Genomic DNA, 14,813 nt, shown 5'->3' on the forward strand with positions numbered 1-14,813 from the left:
ATTTTGACCACCGATGCTGGCTTTGAGTGTGAATGCTTTATGAATGATGTCCACTCATCACAACAGCTAGGCAAACATTTTTTGGGTATTTAGTATGCGCTTAACCACTCGTGGTAGATATGCTGTGACTGCCCTGCTTGACTTGGCAGTGCAAGAAAACCGCCATCAAGGTGCGGTCTCGCTGTCAGACATCGCAAAACGCCAATCCATCTCCATTTCCTATCTTGAACAGCTGTTTTCTAAGCTCCGCAAAAAAGGCTTGGTCAATAGCACTCGTGGTGCGTCTGGCGGTTATCATCTTGCTAAGCCACTAGATGAGATTGACATCATGAGCATCATCACCGCCGTTGATGAAAGCGTCAATGCCATGCAATGCGGCGGCAAAGGCGACTGTCAGGACGGCTCGATGTGTCTTACTCATGATTTGTGGTTCAATTTATCAGCACACATCGAAGCATATTTGAGCAATGTCACGCTAGATCAACTGCTCAATTCAAAAAACACACAACTCATCGCCGACCGCCAAGAGCATAAAGCCCACAGCGACAAAAGCGATAAAAAAGATCACATCAACACCATCAACTTATTTGGGGTAAATCCAGCATGAGCCAGAATTCCTTAATTTACTTAGATTACGCTGCCACCACGCCGATTGCAGAAGAAGTCGCTGACAAAATGGTCAAATACATGACCTTTGACGGCATTTTTGGCAACCCTGCATCTCGCAGTCACGGCTTTGGCTGGCAAGCAGAAGAGGCGGTTGAAAACGCTCGCCTACAAATCGCTGAAACAGTCGGTGCTGACCCGCGCGAAATCGTTTTTACCAGTGGTGCAACCGAATCAGACAACCTTGCCCTAAAAGGTGTGGCACATTTTTACCACGAAAAAGGCAAACACATCATCACATCCAAGATTGAACACAAAGCCATTCTTGACACTTGCCGTCAATTAGAAGAAGAAGGCTTTGAAATCACCTACCTAACCCCACAAGAAGGTACAGGCATCATCACACCTGAACAAGTGGCAGAAGCGATTCGCCCTGACACCATTTTGGTAAGCCTTATGGCAGTAAACAACGAGCTTGGCACAGTCACCGACATCGCCAAAATCGGCGAGATTACTCGTGAAAAAGGCGTGCTATTCCATGTCGATGGCGCTCAAGCAGTCGGCAAAATCAAAATCAACCTTGGTGAGCTGAAAGTTGATTTGATGAGTTTTTCTGGACACAAAATCTACGGTCCAAAGGGTATTGGTGCGTTGTATGTAGGTCGTAAGCCTCGTGTGCGTATCAAAGCCGAACAGCACGGTGGCGGTCATGAGCGTGGTATGCGTTCTGGTACTTTGGCGACACACCAAATCGTTGGCATGGGCGAAGCGTTCGCTTTGTCTGCCAAGCGTTTTGACGAAGACCACACCCACATCAAGGCACTTCGTGATAAGCTATGGAATGGCTTGCAAGGCATTGAAGAGATTTATCTAAACGGCAGTTTTGAGCATGGCATTCCAAACATCTTAAATGTCAGCTTTAACTTCATTGAAGGCGAATCTTTGATGATGTCGCTTAAAGATTTGGCGGTATCAAGCGGTTCGGCTTGTACTTCTGCCACGCTTGAGCCATCGTATGTACTGCGTGCCATCGGTCGCCCTGATGAGCTGGCTCACTCATCAATCCGCTTTAGCTTTGGTCGCTACACCACCGAAGCCGACATCGATCGTGTGCTTGCCCAAATCACTGATGCAGTCAATAAACTGCGTGAATTGTCGCCACTTTGGGACATGTTCAAAGAAGGCGTGGATTTTAGTAAGGTTGAATGGCAAGAGCACTAATTTTGCCAACTTATTAAAAATATCAACAAGTTAAAAATATCAACAAGATAGGTAATCGGCTTGATGAGTGATTGGCAATCTGACCCGCCATCAAGCCTACCCAAATAAGGAAAATCATCATGGCATATTCAGACCAAGTCATTGACCATTACGAAAACCCCCGCAATGTGGGCAACCTAGACAAAAACGCCAAAAATGTCGGCACAGGCATGGTGGGTGCCCCTGCGTGTGGCGATGTGATGCGTCTACAAATCCAAGTGGGCGATGACGGTATCATTACAGATGCCAAATTCAAAACCTACGGCTGTGGCTCTGCGATTGCGTCAAGCTCTCTGGTTACCGAATGGCTCAAAGGCAAAACCTTAGACCAAGCCGCCGCCATCAAAAACAAAGACATCGCCGAAGAGCTGGCTTTGCCACCCGTAAAAGTGCATTGCTCGGTACTTGCCGAAGATGCCATCAAAGCGGCGATTGAAGATTATCAATCAAAAGCATCGGTTGCTTAATCACTGGCTCTTAAAGCACCATGAATCAGGCTTGTAGAGGCGAATAATGATGCGCCCAAATAAAGCCTGACTTCATGGCTTTAAAATCAGACAAATAAACACATAGGAGAAGTTATGATTACCCTGACCGAACGAGCCACCCAGCATGTCAAAGATTTCCTGGAAAATCGTGGAGGCGGCGTAGGGATTCGTGTGGGCGTACGAACGGCAGGATGCTCAGGACTTGCCTATGTGCTAGAATTTGTTGATGAGCCAAATGACACGGACGAGCGTTTTGACAATGATGGCGTGAGCGTGTTTGTTGATCCAAAAAGCCTAGTATATCTGAACGGTCTGCAAATGGACTATGTGACCGAAGGGCTAAACTCTGGCTTTAAATTCACCAACCCCAACCAAACAGGCGAATGTGGTTGTGGCGAATCATTTACAGTATGATTTGGGATTTGCGCAAATCTTTAAGGTTTAGGGCTTGATTTGATGAATAATTTTTTTGAATTGTTTGGCTTGCCAGTGGCGTTTGAAATTGATGAAAAATCACTCAAAGAGCGGTTTTTGCAATTACAAAAACAGCACCACCCAGACCACGCAGACGACCAAGCCAAAGCCGAGCAAAACACCGCCTTGATTAACCACGCCTTTGATGTGCTTAGTCATCACGACAGCCGTGCCGTGTATTTGCTTGAGCTTGCCAATATTGATTTTAATTCAGACCAATCCATTTCTGATGAATCATTTTTAATGCAAATGATGACGCACCGCATGGATTTAGAAGACGCAACTTTTGAAGAAAATACCGCTCAAATCAAAACCATTGGCGAGCAAGTGAGTGAACTTTTGGCACGCACTGCTGATGAATTTAATGCCCTGCATCAACAGCAATCATGGCAAGCCGCCAAAACGCACGCTCAAAAGCTGAAATTTTTAAACAATTTGCATAAAGATTGCGTGCAAGCACTCAGCCGAGCCATACCCAGCAATAACGATGATGACGAGCTGTATGTTTGACAGCCCTCAATACCAAACTGACAAATTTCACTGTTTTATTTAAAATTTATTTAAAAAATCCAAGGTAAGCTTCATGACCAAACAAGTTGCCGTACTCATCGGCTCAGCCAGCCAAACTTCCATCAATCACTCAACCATCAAGCATTTGCAAAAAATCGCACCAGCGTCACTACAACTTAACATTTTTGAGATTGGCGATTTGCCTTTGTACGATCGTGATTTAGACGACCAAGACATCGCTGCCTACACTCGTGTGCGTGCGGCGGTCAAAGACGCCGATGCCGTCATTTGGGCAACCCCGGAACACAACGGCAGCTACTCTGCCATGCTCAAAAACGCCATTGATGTCGTGTCTCGTCCAGCAGGTCAAAGCCTATGGATTGGCAAACCTTTGGGGCTTGTCAGTGCCAATGCCAGTGGCAGCAATCGCACGGTCGATGCCCTGCGTGTGATTGCCAGTAGCTCACACATCAATATGCCCGTCTGCCCGTATGCTGGCGTGATTGGCGGCATCTTTGCAGGGGCGTTTGATGACAATGGCGAGCTTGTCAGCGAACAAGCCAAAAAGACCCTACAAGGCTTTATGAATGCCTTTGAGACTTTTATTGCCAAGTTTTGATGACCTTTGAAAATCATCTTGCTGATTGGCACAAACACACATTGACGGCAAATTGCCTTTGAGCAAATTTTGACGGTTTGTGCCAGTTTTTAGCAAAATTTTTAAAACTTTTAAAAACATTTTTAAGCGATGTTTTAAGCAATGCTTAGTAAATATTTTAAGCCAAAAAATCTTGCACTCAAATTTTAATACAAACAAAAAAGCATCGCCAAAATTTTAACTTCACGACAAACTGTGTTAAAATTTCAGCCAACTTTTTCATATTAATTTAAAAAATACCGCCATGTCTTTACTTCAAATCAGCGAACCCAACCAATCCGCCCGCCCACACGAGCATCGTTATGCCATTGGCATTGATTTGGGGACGACACATTCGCTGGTGGGCGTGGTGCGTTCTGGGCGTGCCGATGTCCTGCCCTTTGGCGACACGCCATTATTGCCGAGCGTGGTCTATTATGGCGATAAATCCGACACCCCTGTGGTCGGCAAACAAGCCCTAAGCTATGACGACCCTGCCAACACCATCATCTCCGCCAAGCGTTTTATGGGGCGGTCATTGGCAGACATCAAATTTAGCCACCCTTATGAGCTGGTCGGCACGGACAACGCCATGCCTGCTTTCATCACGGCACAAGGCGAAAAATCCCCTGTGGAAACTTCGGCACACATTTTGGCACGGCTGTACGCCCACGCCAAAGCCAGCCTACCAGACGACAGCATTCAGGGGGCGGTGATTACCGTACCCGCTTATTTTGACGAAGCTCAGCGCCAAGCCACCAAGGACGCAGGGGTCAGCATTGGGCTAAATGTCCTTCGCTTGCTCAATGAACCGACCGCCGCTGCCATTGCTTATGGCTTGGACAAATCCGCCAAAACAGGCACTTATCTCATCTATGATTTGGGCGGTGGCACTTTTGATGTGTCGGTATTATCCCTAAAAGACGGCGTGTTTGAAGTGCTTGCCACAGGCGGAAACTCAGCCTTGGGCGGCGATGACATTGATCGCTTAATTGCCAATCATTTCATCAAATCGGCAGGCATTGACCCAAAATCTGTGGATAACACCCAAAAAGCAAGCCTTGCTCGCCTTGCCAAAAGCTACAAACAAAAACTCTCCGAACGCCAAGCAGTGTCGGTAGATGTGGAAATTAACGGCACGCCTTTTAACACCATTTTGACCAACGAAACATTGGCACAAATCTGCGAGCCTGTGATTCGCCGCAGCCTACAAAGCTGTGAGCAAGTTCTGGCAGACGCACGCCTTGACAAAACCGCCATTGATGAGGTGGTGCTGGTCGGTGGCTCAACTCGTATGCCCATCATCAAGCAAGCGGTGCAGGTCTTTTTTGACAAAGAACCCCTTTGCTCCATCAACCCTGATGAAGTGGTGGCACTGGGGGCGAGCCGCTTGGCTCATCAGCTCATCAATAAAGATGACAACAATTTATTATTGCTTGATGTTACGCCATTATCGCTTGGGCTTGAGACGATGGGCGGATTGACCGAAGTGATTATCCCACGCAACACGCCCATTCCTGTGGCACGCCGTCAGACTTTCACCACGCACACGGACGGTCAGACAGGCATGGTCATTCATGTGGTACAAGGCGAGCGAGAAACGGTGGCAGACTGTCGCACGCTTGCCAATTTTACCCTAACTGGCATTCCACCAATGAAAGCAGGATTGGCACGCGTAGAAGTGACCTTTGCCATTGACACCAACGGACAGCTGACCGTCTCAGCAATGGAGCAGACCACCAAAGTGGCGAGTAAAATTGATGTCGTGCCAAGCTATGGACTTACCGAAGAACAGCAAGAAGAGCTGTTAAAGGCGGGCTTCGTCCATGCTCAGGCAGATAAAGAAAAACGAATGCTCATTGAAGCACAGGTAGAAGCAGAGCGAGAGATTTTGGCACTGGTTTCTGCTTTGGGCGAGTTTGCTCATCTGCTGGACGACACCACTCACGCCCAATTAAACAACAAAATCACTGCCGTCAAAACCGCCATCGCCAGCAATGACAAGGCAATCTTGGCGGTCGCTGTCAATGAATTAAAGCCCTTATCAGACCATTTTGCGTCCATCATCATGAACCAAAATGTCAAACAGGCACTATCTGGCACTAAGGCGAGCGACTGGCAATAATCACCGCTTAACCCATTGATTGATATAACAAAGAGAACATTATGGTAACCATCACTGTACTTCCCCATCACGAACTTTGCCCAGAAGGGGCAACCGTTGAGCTTGCCAAAGGCGAGAACCTGCTTGAAGGTTTGCACGAACACGGCATCAACATTGACCACGCCTGCGACTGCTCAAAGGCTTGCACCACTTGCCATGTGGTCATTCGTAAGGGCTTTGACAGCCTAGAAGAGATGGACGACATTGAAGGCGACTTGCTTGACCGTGCGTGGGGCTTAGAGCCAAATTCTCGTCTGTCGTGCCAATGCTTTGTGGCAGAAGAAGATTTGACCGTGTATATTCCAAAACACACCCTAAATCACGCCAAAGAAGGTCATCATTAATTTGATCAGTTCATGAAAAAGCCCTAAATCATTTTAGGGCTTTTTGTATAAATAAACCAAACGAATGACAAAATTACCAAGGAATGATGCGATACCGTAAGTTGGGTTGAGTGAAACGAAACCCAACAAATTCAAGAAGTTACACCAAAAATATTGGGTTACGCTCAGCTCTCCAGCCCACACAAGTTGCATCACCTTATCAATTTGGCAGGCTATTCTACACCAACCTTAAAAATACAGCTTAATCGGCAAAGGTAAATTGCTAGAAATTGGAGTTTCATCAAGCTCAAGCACCCCTTTAGCGATCAATTCCAAGGTGAATGGCACTAGGGCGTGTTCTAGCTTTTGCACTCTTAGACGCAAGCTCTCTGGCGTGTCGCCCTGAGCAACATCAAGCACCGCCTGTGTCAGCACCTGACCTGCATCCAGCTCAGCCGTTACCACATGAATGCTACAACCATGCAAAGTATCGCCTGATTTTAGCACTCGCTCATGCGTATCTAGCCCCTTATAATTTGGCAGTAATGATGGGTGCAAGTTAATCATCGCACATGGCACATTTTGAATGAATTCTGCCGACAGCACTCGCATAAAGCCTGCCAATACCACCAAATCAGGCGACCATTCATCAAGCAATTCTAATGCGTGCTTTTCAAAAGTGCGAATGCCCATTTTTTTGCCATTTGGCACATGGGACAGCACCGCAGTACGCACGCCAGCATTATTGGCTCGGACAACAGCATAAGCGTCCGCCACATTACTGATCACACCGACAATCTCAATCGGCAAACGACCCGCCTGCATGGCATCAATCATCACTTGTAGATTAGAACCGCTGCCAGAAACCAGCACGGCAATTTTTAATTTTTTCATGATCTTTTCTTTGATTAGACAAATAAAAAAGCTGTCAAACGCACATCTGACAGCTTTGTATCAACCATTAACGATAAACGACCGCATCACGCTCACGAGATACGATACCACCGATGACCCAAGCGGTCTCGCCTTGCTCTTGTAGGAAGTTTAGTGCGGTGTCCGCCTGCTCTTGTGGCACAACCAAAATAAAGCCTACGCCACAGTTAAAGGTGCGATACATCTCCATCGTCTCGATGTTACCGCCCTTTTGTAGCCATTGGAATACTTCTGGCAGCTGCCAGCTGGTCGTGTCAATTTGAGCCGCCAAATTCTCTGGCAATACTCGTGGCAAGTTTTCGGTCAAGCCGCCGCCTGTGATGTGTGCCATCGCATGAATGTTGGCATTGCCAAGCTCTTTTTGTAGAGCATTGACTGATTTTACATAAATGCGTGTTGGCTTCATCAAAGCGTCCGCCAAAGACTCGCCACCAAGCTGTTCGCTCACCACATCAGTTTTGGTAAATTCGATGACTTTACGCACCAATGAATAGCCGTTAGAATGCACACCGCTAGACGCCAGTGCAATCAGCACATCGCCTTCTTGGACATTGTCGCCTGTGATGACTTCAGATTCTTCCACCACGCCGACACAAAAACCCGCCAAGTCATAATCTTCATCTTGATACATGCCAGGCATCTCGGCAGTCTCGCCACCGATCAAGGCACAATTTGATAGCTTGCAACCATCGCCAATACCCTTAATCACAGCTTCGGCAGTATCCACATCCAGCTTGCCTGTGGCATAATAATCTAGGAAAAATAGCGGTTCAGCACCACATACCAATAAATCATTCACACACATCGCCACCAAATCTTGACCGATGGTGTCATGGCGATTCAAATCTAACGCCAATTTTAGCTTTGTACCGACACCGTCTGTGCCTGATACGAGTAGTGGCGACTTGTAGCCAGTAGGAATGCGGCACAACGCCCCAAATCCGCCCAAGCCACCCAATACCTCAGGGCGAGCTGTCGCTTTGGCAACTGATTTGATACGAGAAACCAACGCTTCACCTGCGTCAATATCCACACCTGCGTCTTTATAGCTTAACGAAGTTTGCTGTGTCATAAGAAAACCCTTGAAATTATCTAGTAAAAAGTCATTGAATGAAATAATCATTGATAATTATACCAAAAAAATCACCCAAACATCTGACAAAAATCACCATTTCTGCAAAATTGTATATTTTTTTTAATACATCTGTATTTTTTTTGGTTTTTTATTTATCATATGCGCCAATTACCCCATCATCATTCGTACGCCCATGAAAATGCCTGCCATCGATCCGTTTTTTCGCCGCCTATTCATCGTGGCGGCACTTGGTCTTTTTTTGTATGCGCTGTGGCTCATGCGCATGGTCATTGCGCCTTTTGTTGCCGCTTTTGTGCTGGCGTACTTTTTAAATCCCTTGGTAAATGTGTTTGGTAAAATCCTGCCACGCATACTGGCGATTTTGGTGGTGTATTTATCCATAACCATGATCTTGGTCGTGCTTGGCTTGTGGCTGGCGCCGATGCTTTGGGCGCAGTTGCAGTTGGCATGGGCAGCCCTGCCAGAGCTACTAAAATGGTATAACGACACGCTCAGACCTTGGCTTGGACAGTTTACGCATTATCGTATGCTTGAAGTTGATCTTGACATGATTTCAAACGAGCTGACCACCTATGTACAAGCCAACTATCAAGTCGCCGATGCTCAGTCGCTCATCAAGCGCATCTTGACATCTGGGGCGAGCGCCGCCAACAGTCTTGGTCTTGTCATCATGATTCCGATTTTGACCTTTTATTTTTTGATCAATTGGCACGAACGCCTACAAATCTGGCAAAACGCCCTACCAAGAGATCACGCCCACAAAATCGTCGCCATCGCCAAAGACTGTCACGAAGCCTTGATGAATTTTGCCAAAGGTCAATTTGCGGTGATGATTTTGCTTGGCATCATCTATGCCGTACAGCTTGAATTGATTGGCTTAAAACTGGGTCTCATCATCGGCATTGGGGCGGGCATTGCAAGCTTTGTGCCGTATTTGGGCTTTGGTATCGGCATCATTGCTGCATTTGTCGTTGGCTTTTTTCAGTTTGGGCTTGACTGGAAGCATTTACTACTCATCGGTGCGGCCTTTGGCGTTGGGCAAATTTTAGAAGGCTATGTCTTGCAGCCTTTGCTGCTGGGCAATAAAATCGGACTGTCGGCACTGTGGGTCATCTTTGCGGTGCTGGCGGGTGCGTCTTTGTTTGGCTTTATCGGCATGCTCATCGCCCTGCCCGTCTCTGCCATCATCAATGTGCTGTTTCGCCATGCCTACGCCGCCTATCTACAAAGCGAATGGTATTTGGGCGCCAAACAGTTTAAGCTGTGGTAACGGCAAAATCGAGCGTATTTTGCCAATTTACTGTGTAAAAAAAAATTAAAAAATTAGCAATTTTACTTGCCAATATTTCCCAAAATGTGCTATATATAGGCAAAAATTTGCCGCACGCAACCACAGATAGATTTTCGAATGATGAATGACTTGATGCAGCCTTCTTTGAACCTAGACTTAAAGCAAGACGCCAGCCTATCAGACTTTGGTGGCAAAGGGTTTGCGCCTGTCTTAGGGGCCATTCGTGAGCTTTGTGTGGGCAATCTGCGTGAGCTTTTCATCATCGGCGACTTTGGCTTTGGTAAGACTCATCTGGCGGCAGCGATTTATCGTGACTATACCCAAAACCGCAACAAAAGCGCCATCAGCCTAAGCCTAGGCGACATGATTGACAGCGACGAAGATGTGGGTGCGCTCATCGGACTGGAAATGTTTGATCTCATCATCATTGACGATCTGCATTTGGTACAGCGCAGCCGTGAATGGCAAGAAGGACTGTTTCATCTCATCAATCGAGTGCGTGAGCAAAACAGACAAATGGTCTTTTTGTCAGACAGCCCTGCCCGTGAGCTTGAGATCGGTCTTTTGGATCTGATGACCCGCCTAGCACTGGCGCCGACTTTTCGCTTGCCATCCAATGAAGACATCGAAGACAGACAGGCGCTACTGGCATCCATTTTAAGACGCAAAAACTGGCGTCTGCCTGAGCAGATTTTTGAATACATTGTGCATCAAGGTCCTAGAAACGCAGGCGACATGATTTTGGTTTTAGACAAAATTTCACCGCTTTTGACGCATCTATCCCGAGTGCAAGTCCCTAAAAAAACCATCGATGAAGCCAAAAACATCATCGAAAAAGAGACATTTTTGCTCGAAATTTCCGAGCACAAGATGGATGGCTAATTTCACAAATCACCCAAAAGCCCCCATCGGGCTTATTCTAAGGAAAACCATGAAAAAACTTGCCCTACTTAGCACCATTTTATTGGCAGCTGCCAGTGCGCACGCCGAAGTACGCTTATTGGTCGATGATCACATCAAAGTGACTGCCATCAACGGTCAAGAGATTCGCCACAGTCTTTTGCAGCCACTACAAAAAGAATTTCAACTGCAAGCGGGTCGTCATGTCATCACCGCACGCTACGACCGTATGTTTGACTTGTCTCGTGGTGAGCATGACTACCTAAAATCAGGCAATGTCACCATCACCGCTGACTTGGCGGACAACCAAACTTATCAGCTGGTCATGCCAAATCAGCCAAATAACTACACCGCCGCCAAAGCCTTCGCCAAAGCGCCAACACTTGCCATCACACAAAACGGTCAAGTACTCACCCAAGAAAGCGTCGCTGAACAAAGAGAAGGCTTTTTAAGTGGCATCACTCAAAGCATCGGCGGTATGTTCAATCGTGGTGACAGCGCCCTTAGCTCAAACCAAAAAGCCATCGCTGCACTCAATCAAAACACTCAGCCCCAGCCAGCTCAGCCAACCGCTCGCAATCAAGACAATCTAGATGGCTTTATGCAGCTGTGGCTAAATGCCAGCGAAGAAGAGCGCCAAAAAATCCGTCAATGGGTTGGTAACTAAGCCTCCGCTCTTTTTTTAGCCCGTGGCAAATACGCTTACGGGCTTTTTGCTTACTGTGCGATTATCAGTTTAAATCAGCACAAATTTTTATTCCTGACACATCCAATGGCTTACAGCAAAATTTTGGATTAGGCTCGATCATCCAACTTACCAAATTCATATCACTTTATCAATTCGGTAGGCAATAAAAAAAGCCCAATGCATGGCACTGAGCTTTACATCTTGGCTATTTGCCGTGTTGGATTATTCACCAACAACAGATACATAGCGACGGTTAAATTGACCTTTGGTCTCAAATTTAACCACGCCATCAGTCAAAGCAAATAGAGTATGGTCACGACCCATACCTACGCCTTCACCGGCGTGAAATTCAGTACCACGCTGACGAACGATGATATTACCTGCGATCACACCTTGACCACCAAATACTTTTACGCCAAGCATTTTTGGGTTGGAATCACGACCGTTTTTGGTAGAACCACCAGCTTTTTTAGTTGCCATGAGAATATCTCCTGTAAATACTTTTAGTTAAAAGTATGTAAATTAACCATTGATTGCTTTGATTTTTAGCTCAGTGAACCATTGACGGTGACCTTGCTCTTTGTGGTAGTGCTTACGACGACGGTGCTTAACGATACGCACCTTCTTGCCACGACCATGATCAACCACTTCAGCTTCAACGCTCGCACCAGCGACAACAGGCTGACCGATTTTGATGTCAGCGCCATTGACAATCATCAGCACATCTTCGATTTTTAGCGTTTCGCCTTTTTCAGCTTTTAGCAGCTCAACTTTCAAAGTCTCGCCAACGCTAACACGGTGCTGTTTGCCACCACTTTTGATTACTGCGTACATTGTACTTCTCCGAAAAAACCTGTGTGCCGTGGTCACCCCTTGATGACACTTGATAACGAACACGACTAGGACATAAAATTAAGCCGACATTCTAACAAAACAACCATCAAAACACAAGCAAAATTTGCGCATTTTATGATTTATTTGAAGCATATCGACAAATCATCTCAAAAACACCACTTCATTTGCCAGCTCATTGCCAGAAATGTCGTCATCTGGATAATGCTGAGCAAGCAGCTCGCCGATGTCTTGAATCAGTCCAAGCAATGCCTCGGCAAAATGCCCCGCTTGACAGCGTGCCAAGGCTTTATCGGTCAAAGCTTGCCAGAGTGCCTCATTGACACAGCTGTCAATACCTCGGTCAGCGATGACTTCAAGGTCGTGCTCGCAGACATTCAGATAAATCATCACGCCTGTATTTTCGGCGGTGTCCCACACACGATGCAGCCCAAAAAGATCGAGCGCACGCTCACGGCAGCCGGTACGATAAGCCTGAGCGATGGGCAGGTGGTTTTCAATCACCAGATAAATCTCGCCACGATGACCTCGCTCCACCTGCGTGATCGCCTCTGTGAGCGACGCACGCAAATCGTCAGTAAGCCAGCGATTGTGCAAAATTGGAATGAATGTCAGCTGTCGCCACAGTCTGGATAAGCTTTTGGTTGAAACAATGTGTTGCATGAGTTAAAAATTTCGCTCTATAAAAATAAATGATCGCAAGCTTACCACGAGCCGCCAGCACCGCCGCCGCCAAAGCCGCCGCCTCCGCCGCCAAAGCCGCCCGAACCAAATCCGCCACCGCCAAAGCCGCCACCCGTAGGCAGCACCACAAAGCCGCCGCCACGACCACCTCGACCGCCACGACCACCGCCTGAGCCGCCTTTAAATAGCAGTAAAAATAACCACAGGATAAAGGCGATTGGGATTGCCATAAAGCCTGCGCCGAGCGCCATGCCAAAAAAGCCGACGCCACCTGCGGTAATGGTTGCGCCCAACACTCGACCAAAGATGGAAGTCAAAAACGAACCGATGACAAAGCCAAAAATCAACAGCGCCATCAAAGACACGCTTTCATCACCGTAGGCGTCTTGGGATTGGGACTGGGCGGCATCAGCACGCTGCAAAGTCTCAGGATCGGCACGAAGTCGCTCACTGATACTGCCGATGGCTGCCGACAGACCTTGGGCATATTGTCCTGTTTTAAAAGATGGCGTGATGTCGTTACGAATGATGCGATTAACCGCCGCATCTGGCAGCACCCCCTCTAGCCCATAGCCTGTCAGGATGTACAGATTGCGATCATTGATGGCAACGACAATCAAAAGCCCCTCATCGGTGTCTTTATTGCCCAGTTGCCAGCGGTCAGCCACCGCCATCGCATAGTCAAAGATGGGCATACCCTCCGTGCTAGAGACGATGACGAGTGCCGCTTGCGCCAGTTTGTCATCATACAGCGCACGCAGCTGAGCACTCAAATGCGCCTTTTCGCTGGCGCTTAAAATGCGAGCGGCATCGACCACAGGCTCATTCAATATAAGCTTATCATGCGTGACGGCTGACGCCTCCGAAGTCCTAGGCACCCCAGTGGTTTCGGTCTGCATGGACTCATCAGTCTGAGCGCCAGTTTGGGGGTCAAGCTGGCGAGTGAAATCCTTCACCGAGTCGGTCAAAGGCGACAGTGCGCCGCCTGTGGTGTTTTGAATGCTTCGATTTAGCCCGCCATGATTGGCAATGACGACTGCTGCCGCCTCATCCTCAGCACTTAGTGCAGTGGCGGTGGCAGAGTTGGCATACACCTCAGATGACATGAAAGCACACAGCGCCAAAGCCATCAGACTTGGTGCAAAAGTTTGTTTTGGCATGTTTGCCATCTTATTGTCCTGCGGTCGCTGTGCCAGCATTGTTGGTATTAGCAGCGCCGCTATTTGCGCCATTACCATTAAAGGTCACGCTTGGTGCAGTCGAGATCGCTGCCTCATTTTCAACAGTGAAGTTGGCTTTTGGATCCATACCAAAGACCATCGCCGTCAAGTTGGTTGGGAATTGACGAACTGTCGTATTGTAGCCTTGCACATCTTGGATGTAGCGCTGGCGAGCCACTGCGATGCGGTTTTCGGTACCTTCAAGCTGTGATTGCAAATCTTGGAACAGCGCATCGGCTTTGAGCTGTGGATAATTTTCAGAAATCGCCATCAGTCGAGACAGCGCACTGGTCATCTGTGCCTGCGCCTCTTGATACTGTCTCATGGCGTTCGGATCATTTAGGGTCTCAGGGGTCAGCTGCACACTGCCTGCTGCCGCACGCGCTGCTGCCACCTCGGTAAATACACCCTGCTCATGCTCAGCATAGCGCTCAACCACAGACACAAGGTTTGGCACAAGGTCAGCACGGCGCTGATACTGGTTCACCACCTCAGACCAAGAAGCGTTCACCTGCTCATCTTGGGCTTGTAGTGTGTTATAACCACAGCCAGAAAGCATGAGCGAGCTGGCAAGCAAAGTGGCGATACCAAGTTTTTTGAAAGTTTTCATAAGGTTTTCCTTAAAAAAGTAGTGCTTGCAGTTAAATTTGAATGTGATGACACAAGCACTAAATGAAAATAAACACA

General features: G+C 47.5%; 18 protein-coding genes. 11 read left to right on the plus strand and 7 right to left on the minus strand.

The genetic code is table 11. The annotated features are described in order from the left end of the window. Positions 1 to 94 precede the first annotated feature (94 nt). The 8 genes from LU290_RS06735 (at position 95) to fdx (ending at position 6,483) form a co-directional block, all read left to right on the plus strand. Complete coding sequence (locus tag LU290_RS06735; RefSeq protein ID WP_277807842.1) at positions 95 to 607, plus strand: Rrf2 family transcriptional regulator; 513 nt, start codon at positions 95 to 97, stop codon at positions 605 to 607. Further along, complete coding sequence (locus LU290_RS06740) at positions 604 to 1,827, plus strand: IscS subfamily cysteine desulfurase (RefSeq protein WP_277807843.1); 1,224 nt, start codon at positions 604 to 606, stop codon at positions 1,825 to 1,827. The genes LU290_RS06735 and LU290_RS06740 overlap by 4 nt, the downstream gene beginning before the upstream one ends. A gap of 119 nt (positions 1,828 to 1,946) precedes the next feature. Beyond that, positions 1,947 to 2,333, plus strand: coding sequence for a Fe-S cluster assembly scaffold IscU (gene iscU / locus LU290_RS06745; RefSeq protein ID WP_277807844.1), 387 nt, complete (start codon positions 1,947 to 1,949; stop codon positions 2,331 to 2,333). 114 nt (positions 2,334 to 2,447) lie between these two features. Next, a complete protein-coding gene (gene iscA / locus LU290_RS06750) occupies positions 2,448 to 2,768 on the plus strand; it encodes an iron-sulfur cluster assembly protein IscA (protein ID WP_277807845.1) in 321 nt (106 codons plus the stop codon). Positions 2,769 to 2,810: 42 nt separating this feature from the next. Then, entirely contained in the window at positions 2,811 to 3,338 is a 528-nt protein-coding gene (hscB, locus tag LU290_RS06755; protein ID WP_277807846.1) for a Fe-S protein assembly co-chaperone HscB, read from the plus strand. A gap of 73 nt (positions 3,339 to 3,411) precedes the next feature. After that, on the plus strand, positions 3,412 to 3,957 hold the full coding sequence (locus tag LU290_RS06760) for an NADPH-dependent FMN reductase (protein ID WP_277807847.1): 546 nt from the start codon (positions 3,412 to 3,414) through the stop codon (positions 3,955 to 3,957). Between the two features lie 283 nt (positions 3,958 to 4,240). Beyond that, complete coding sequence (gene hscA, locus LU290_RS06765; protein ID WP_277807848.1) at positions 4,241 to 6,100, plus strand: Fe-S protein assembly chaperone HscA; 1,860 nt, start codon at positions 4,241 to 4,243, stop codon at positions 6,098 to 6,100. A 41-nt stretch (positions 6,101 to 6,141) separates the two neighbouring features. Then, positions 6,142 to 6,483 carry an ISC system 2Fe-2S type ferredoxin gene (gene fdx / locus LU290_RS06770; RefSeq protein WP_277807849.1) on the plus strand — a complete coding sequence of 114 codons (342 nt, stop codon included), beginning with the start codon at positions 6,142 to 6,144 and terminating at the stop codon, positions 6,481 to 6,483. A 228-nt stretch (positions 6,484 to 6,711) separates the two neighbouring features. On the opposite strand, the gene purN is transcribed toward fdx, so the two are convergent. Both purN and purM read right to left on the minus strand, forming a co-directional pair. After that, entirely contained in the window at positions 6,712 to 7,356 is a 645-nt protein-coding gene (purN, locus tag LU290_RS06775) for a phosphoribosylglycinamide formyltransferase (RefSeq protein WP_277807850.1), read from the minus strand. 67 nt (positions 7,357 to 7,423) lie between these two features. After that, complete coding sequence (gene purM, locus LU290_RS06780; protein ID WP_277807851.1) at positions 7,424 to 8,467, minus strand: phosphoribosylformylglycinamidine cyclo-ligase; 1,044 nt, start codon at positions 8,465 to 8,467, stop codon at positions 7,424 to 7,426. Positions 8,468 to 8,663: 196 nt separating this feature from the next. Between purM and LU290_RS06785 the strand changes: the two genes are divergently transcribed. The 3 genes from LU290_RS06785 to LU290_RS06795 all read left to right on the plus strand — a co-directional run bounded on the left by LU290_RS06785 (position 8,664) and on the right by LU290_RS06795 (position 11,349). Next, positions 8,664 to 9,761: an AI-2E family transporter gene (locus LU290_RS06785; protein ID WP_277807852.1), complete on the plus strand. Its 1,098-nt coding sequence runs from the start codon at positions 8,664 to 8,666 to the stop codon at positions 9,759 to 9,761. A 138-nt stretch (positions 9,762 to 9,899) separates the two neighbouring features. After that, positions 9,900 to 10,664, plus strand: a complete 765-nt coding sequence (locus LU290_RS06790) for a DnaA ATPase domain-containing protein (RefSeq protein WP_277807853.1) — start codon at positions 9,900 to 9,902, stop codon at positions 10,662 to 10,664. A gap of 49 nt (positions 10,665 to 10,713) precedes the next feature. Next, positions 10,714 to 11,349 (plus strand): DUF2057 family protein, encoded by a 636-nt coding sequence (locus LU290_RS06795; RefSeq protein ID WP_277807854.1) that lies wholly within the window; start codon positions 10,714 to 10,716, stop codon positions 11,347 to 11,349. Between the two features lie 243 nt (positions 11,350 to 11,592). Here LU290_RS06795 and rpmA read toward each other — a convergent pair whose 3' ends face one another. The 5 genes from rpmA to LU290_RS06820 all read right to left on the minus strand — a co-directional run bounded on the left by rpmA (position 11,593) and on the right by LU290_RS06820 (position 14,736). Further along, the gene (rpmA, locus tag LU290_RS06800; protein WP_277807855.1) at positions 11,593 to 11,850 is read right to left on the minus strand and encodes a 50S ribosomal protein L27; all 258 of its coding nucleotides are present in this window, start codon (positions 11,848 to 11,850) and stop codon (positions 11,593 to 11,595) included. 42 nt (positions 11,851 to 11,892) lie between these two features. Next, positions 11,893 to 12,204 carry a 50S ribosomal protein L21 gene (rplU, locus tag LU290_RS06805; protein WP_277807856.1) on the minus strand — a complete coding sequence of 104 codons (312 nt, stop codon included), beginning with the start codon at positions 12,202 to 12,204 and terminating at the stop codon, positions 11,893 to 11,895. A gap of 162 nt (positions 12,205 to 12,366) precedes the next feature. Further along, on the minus strand, positions 12,367 to 12,885 hold the full coding sequence (locus LU290_RS06810) for a TPM domain-containing protein (RefSeq protein WP_277807857.1): 519 nt from the start codon (positions 12,883 to 12,885) through the stop codon (positions 12,367 to 12,369). A gap of 41 nt (positions 12,886 to 12,926) precedes the next feature. Next, positions 12,927 to 14,075 carry a TPM domain-containing protein gene (locus tag LU290_RS06815; RefSeq protein ID WP_277807858.1) on the minus strand — a complete coding sequence of 383 codons (1,149 nt, stop codon included), beginning with the start codon at positions 14,073 to 14,075 and terminating at the stop codon, positions 12,927 to 12,929. Between the two features lies 1 nt (position 14,076). Next, on the minus strand, positions 14,077 to 14,736 hold the full coding sequence (locus LU290_RS06820; RefSeq protein WP_277807859.1) for a LemA family protein: 660 nt from the start codon (positions 14,734 to 14,736) through the stop codon (positions 14,077 to 14,079). Positions 14,737 to 14,813: the final 77 nt, after the last annotated feature.

It is taken from the genome of Moraxella nasibovis, from assembly GCF_029581575.1.
Classification (GTDB): domain Bacteria; phylum Pseudomonadota; class Gammaproteobacteria; order Pseudomonadales; family Moraxellaceae; genus Moraxella; species Moraxella nasibovis.

Bases quoted from the DNA above. Each gene is read 5' to 3' on its own strand.
- LU290_RS06795 (WP_277807854.1), top strand. From the start codon at position 10,714: ATGAAAAAACTTGCCCTACTTAGCACCATTTTATTGGCAGCTGCCAGT.
- rpmA (WP_277807855.1), bottom strand. From the start codon at position 11,850: ATGGCAACTAAAAAAGCTGGTGGTTCTACCAAAAACGGTCGTGATTCC.
- hscA (WP_277807848.1), top strand. From the start codon at position 4,241: ATGTCTTTACTTCAAATCAGCGAACCCAACCAATCCGCCCGCCCACAC.
- purM (WP_277807851.1), bottom strand. From the start codon at position 8,467: ATGACACAGCAAACTTCGTTAAGCTATAAAGACGCAGGTGTGGATATT.
- fdx (WP_277807849.1), top strand. From the start codon at position 6,142: ATGGTAACCATCACTGTACTTCCCCATCACGAACTTTGCCCAGAAGGG.
- purN (WP_277807850.1), bottom strand. From the start codon at position 7,356: ATGAAAAAATTAAAAATTGCCGTGCTGGTTTCTGGCAGCGGTTCTAAT.
- rplU (WP_277807856.1), bottom strand. From the start codon at position 12,204: ATGTACGCAGTAATCAAAAGTGGTGGCAAACAGCACCGTGTTAGCGTT.
- LU290_RS06760 (WP_277807847.1), top strand. From the start codon at position 3,412: ATGACCAAACAAGTTGCCGTACTCATCGGCTCAGCCAGCCAAACTTCC.
- LU290_RS06820 (WP_277807859.1), bottom strand. From the start codon at position 14,736: ATGAAAACTTTCAAAAAACTTGGTATCGCCACTTTGCTTGCCAGCTCG.
- LU290_RS06815 (WP_277807858.1), bottom strand. From the start codon at position 14,075: ATGGCAAACATGCCAAAACAAACTTTTGCACCAAGTCTGATGGCTTTG.
- LU290_RS06735 (WP_277807842.1), top strand. From the start codon at position 95: ATGCGCTTAACCACTCGTGGTAGATATGCTGTGACTGCCCTGCTTGAC.
- LU290_RS06810 (WP_277807857.1), bottom strand. From the start codon at position 12,885: ATGCAACACATTGTTTCAACCAAAAGCTTATCCAGACTGTGGCGACAG.
- LU290_RS06785 (WP_277807852.1), top strand. From the start codon at position 8,664: ATGAAAATGCCTGCCATCGATCCGTTTTTTCGCCGCCTATTCATCGTG.
- iscU (WP_277807844.1), top strand. From the start codon at position 1,947: ATGGCATATTCAGACCAAGTCATTGACCATTACGAAAACCCCCGCAAT.
- hscB (WP_277807846.1), top strand. From the start codon at position 2,811: ATGAATAATTTTTTTGAATTGTTTGGCTTGCCAGTGGCGTTTGAAATT.
- iscA (WP_277807845.1), top strand. From the start codon at position 2,448: ATGATTACCCTGACCGAACGAGCCACCCAGCATGTCAAAGATTTCCTG.
- LU290_RS06790 (WP_277807853.1), top strand. From the start codon at position 9,900: ATGATGAATGACTTGATGCAGCCTTCTTTGAACCTAGACTTAAAGCAA.
- LU290_RS06740 (WP_277807843.1), top strand. From the start codon at position 604: ATGAGCCAGAATTCCTTAATTTACTTAGATTACGCTGCCACCACGCCG.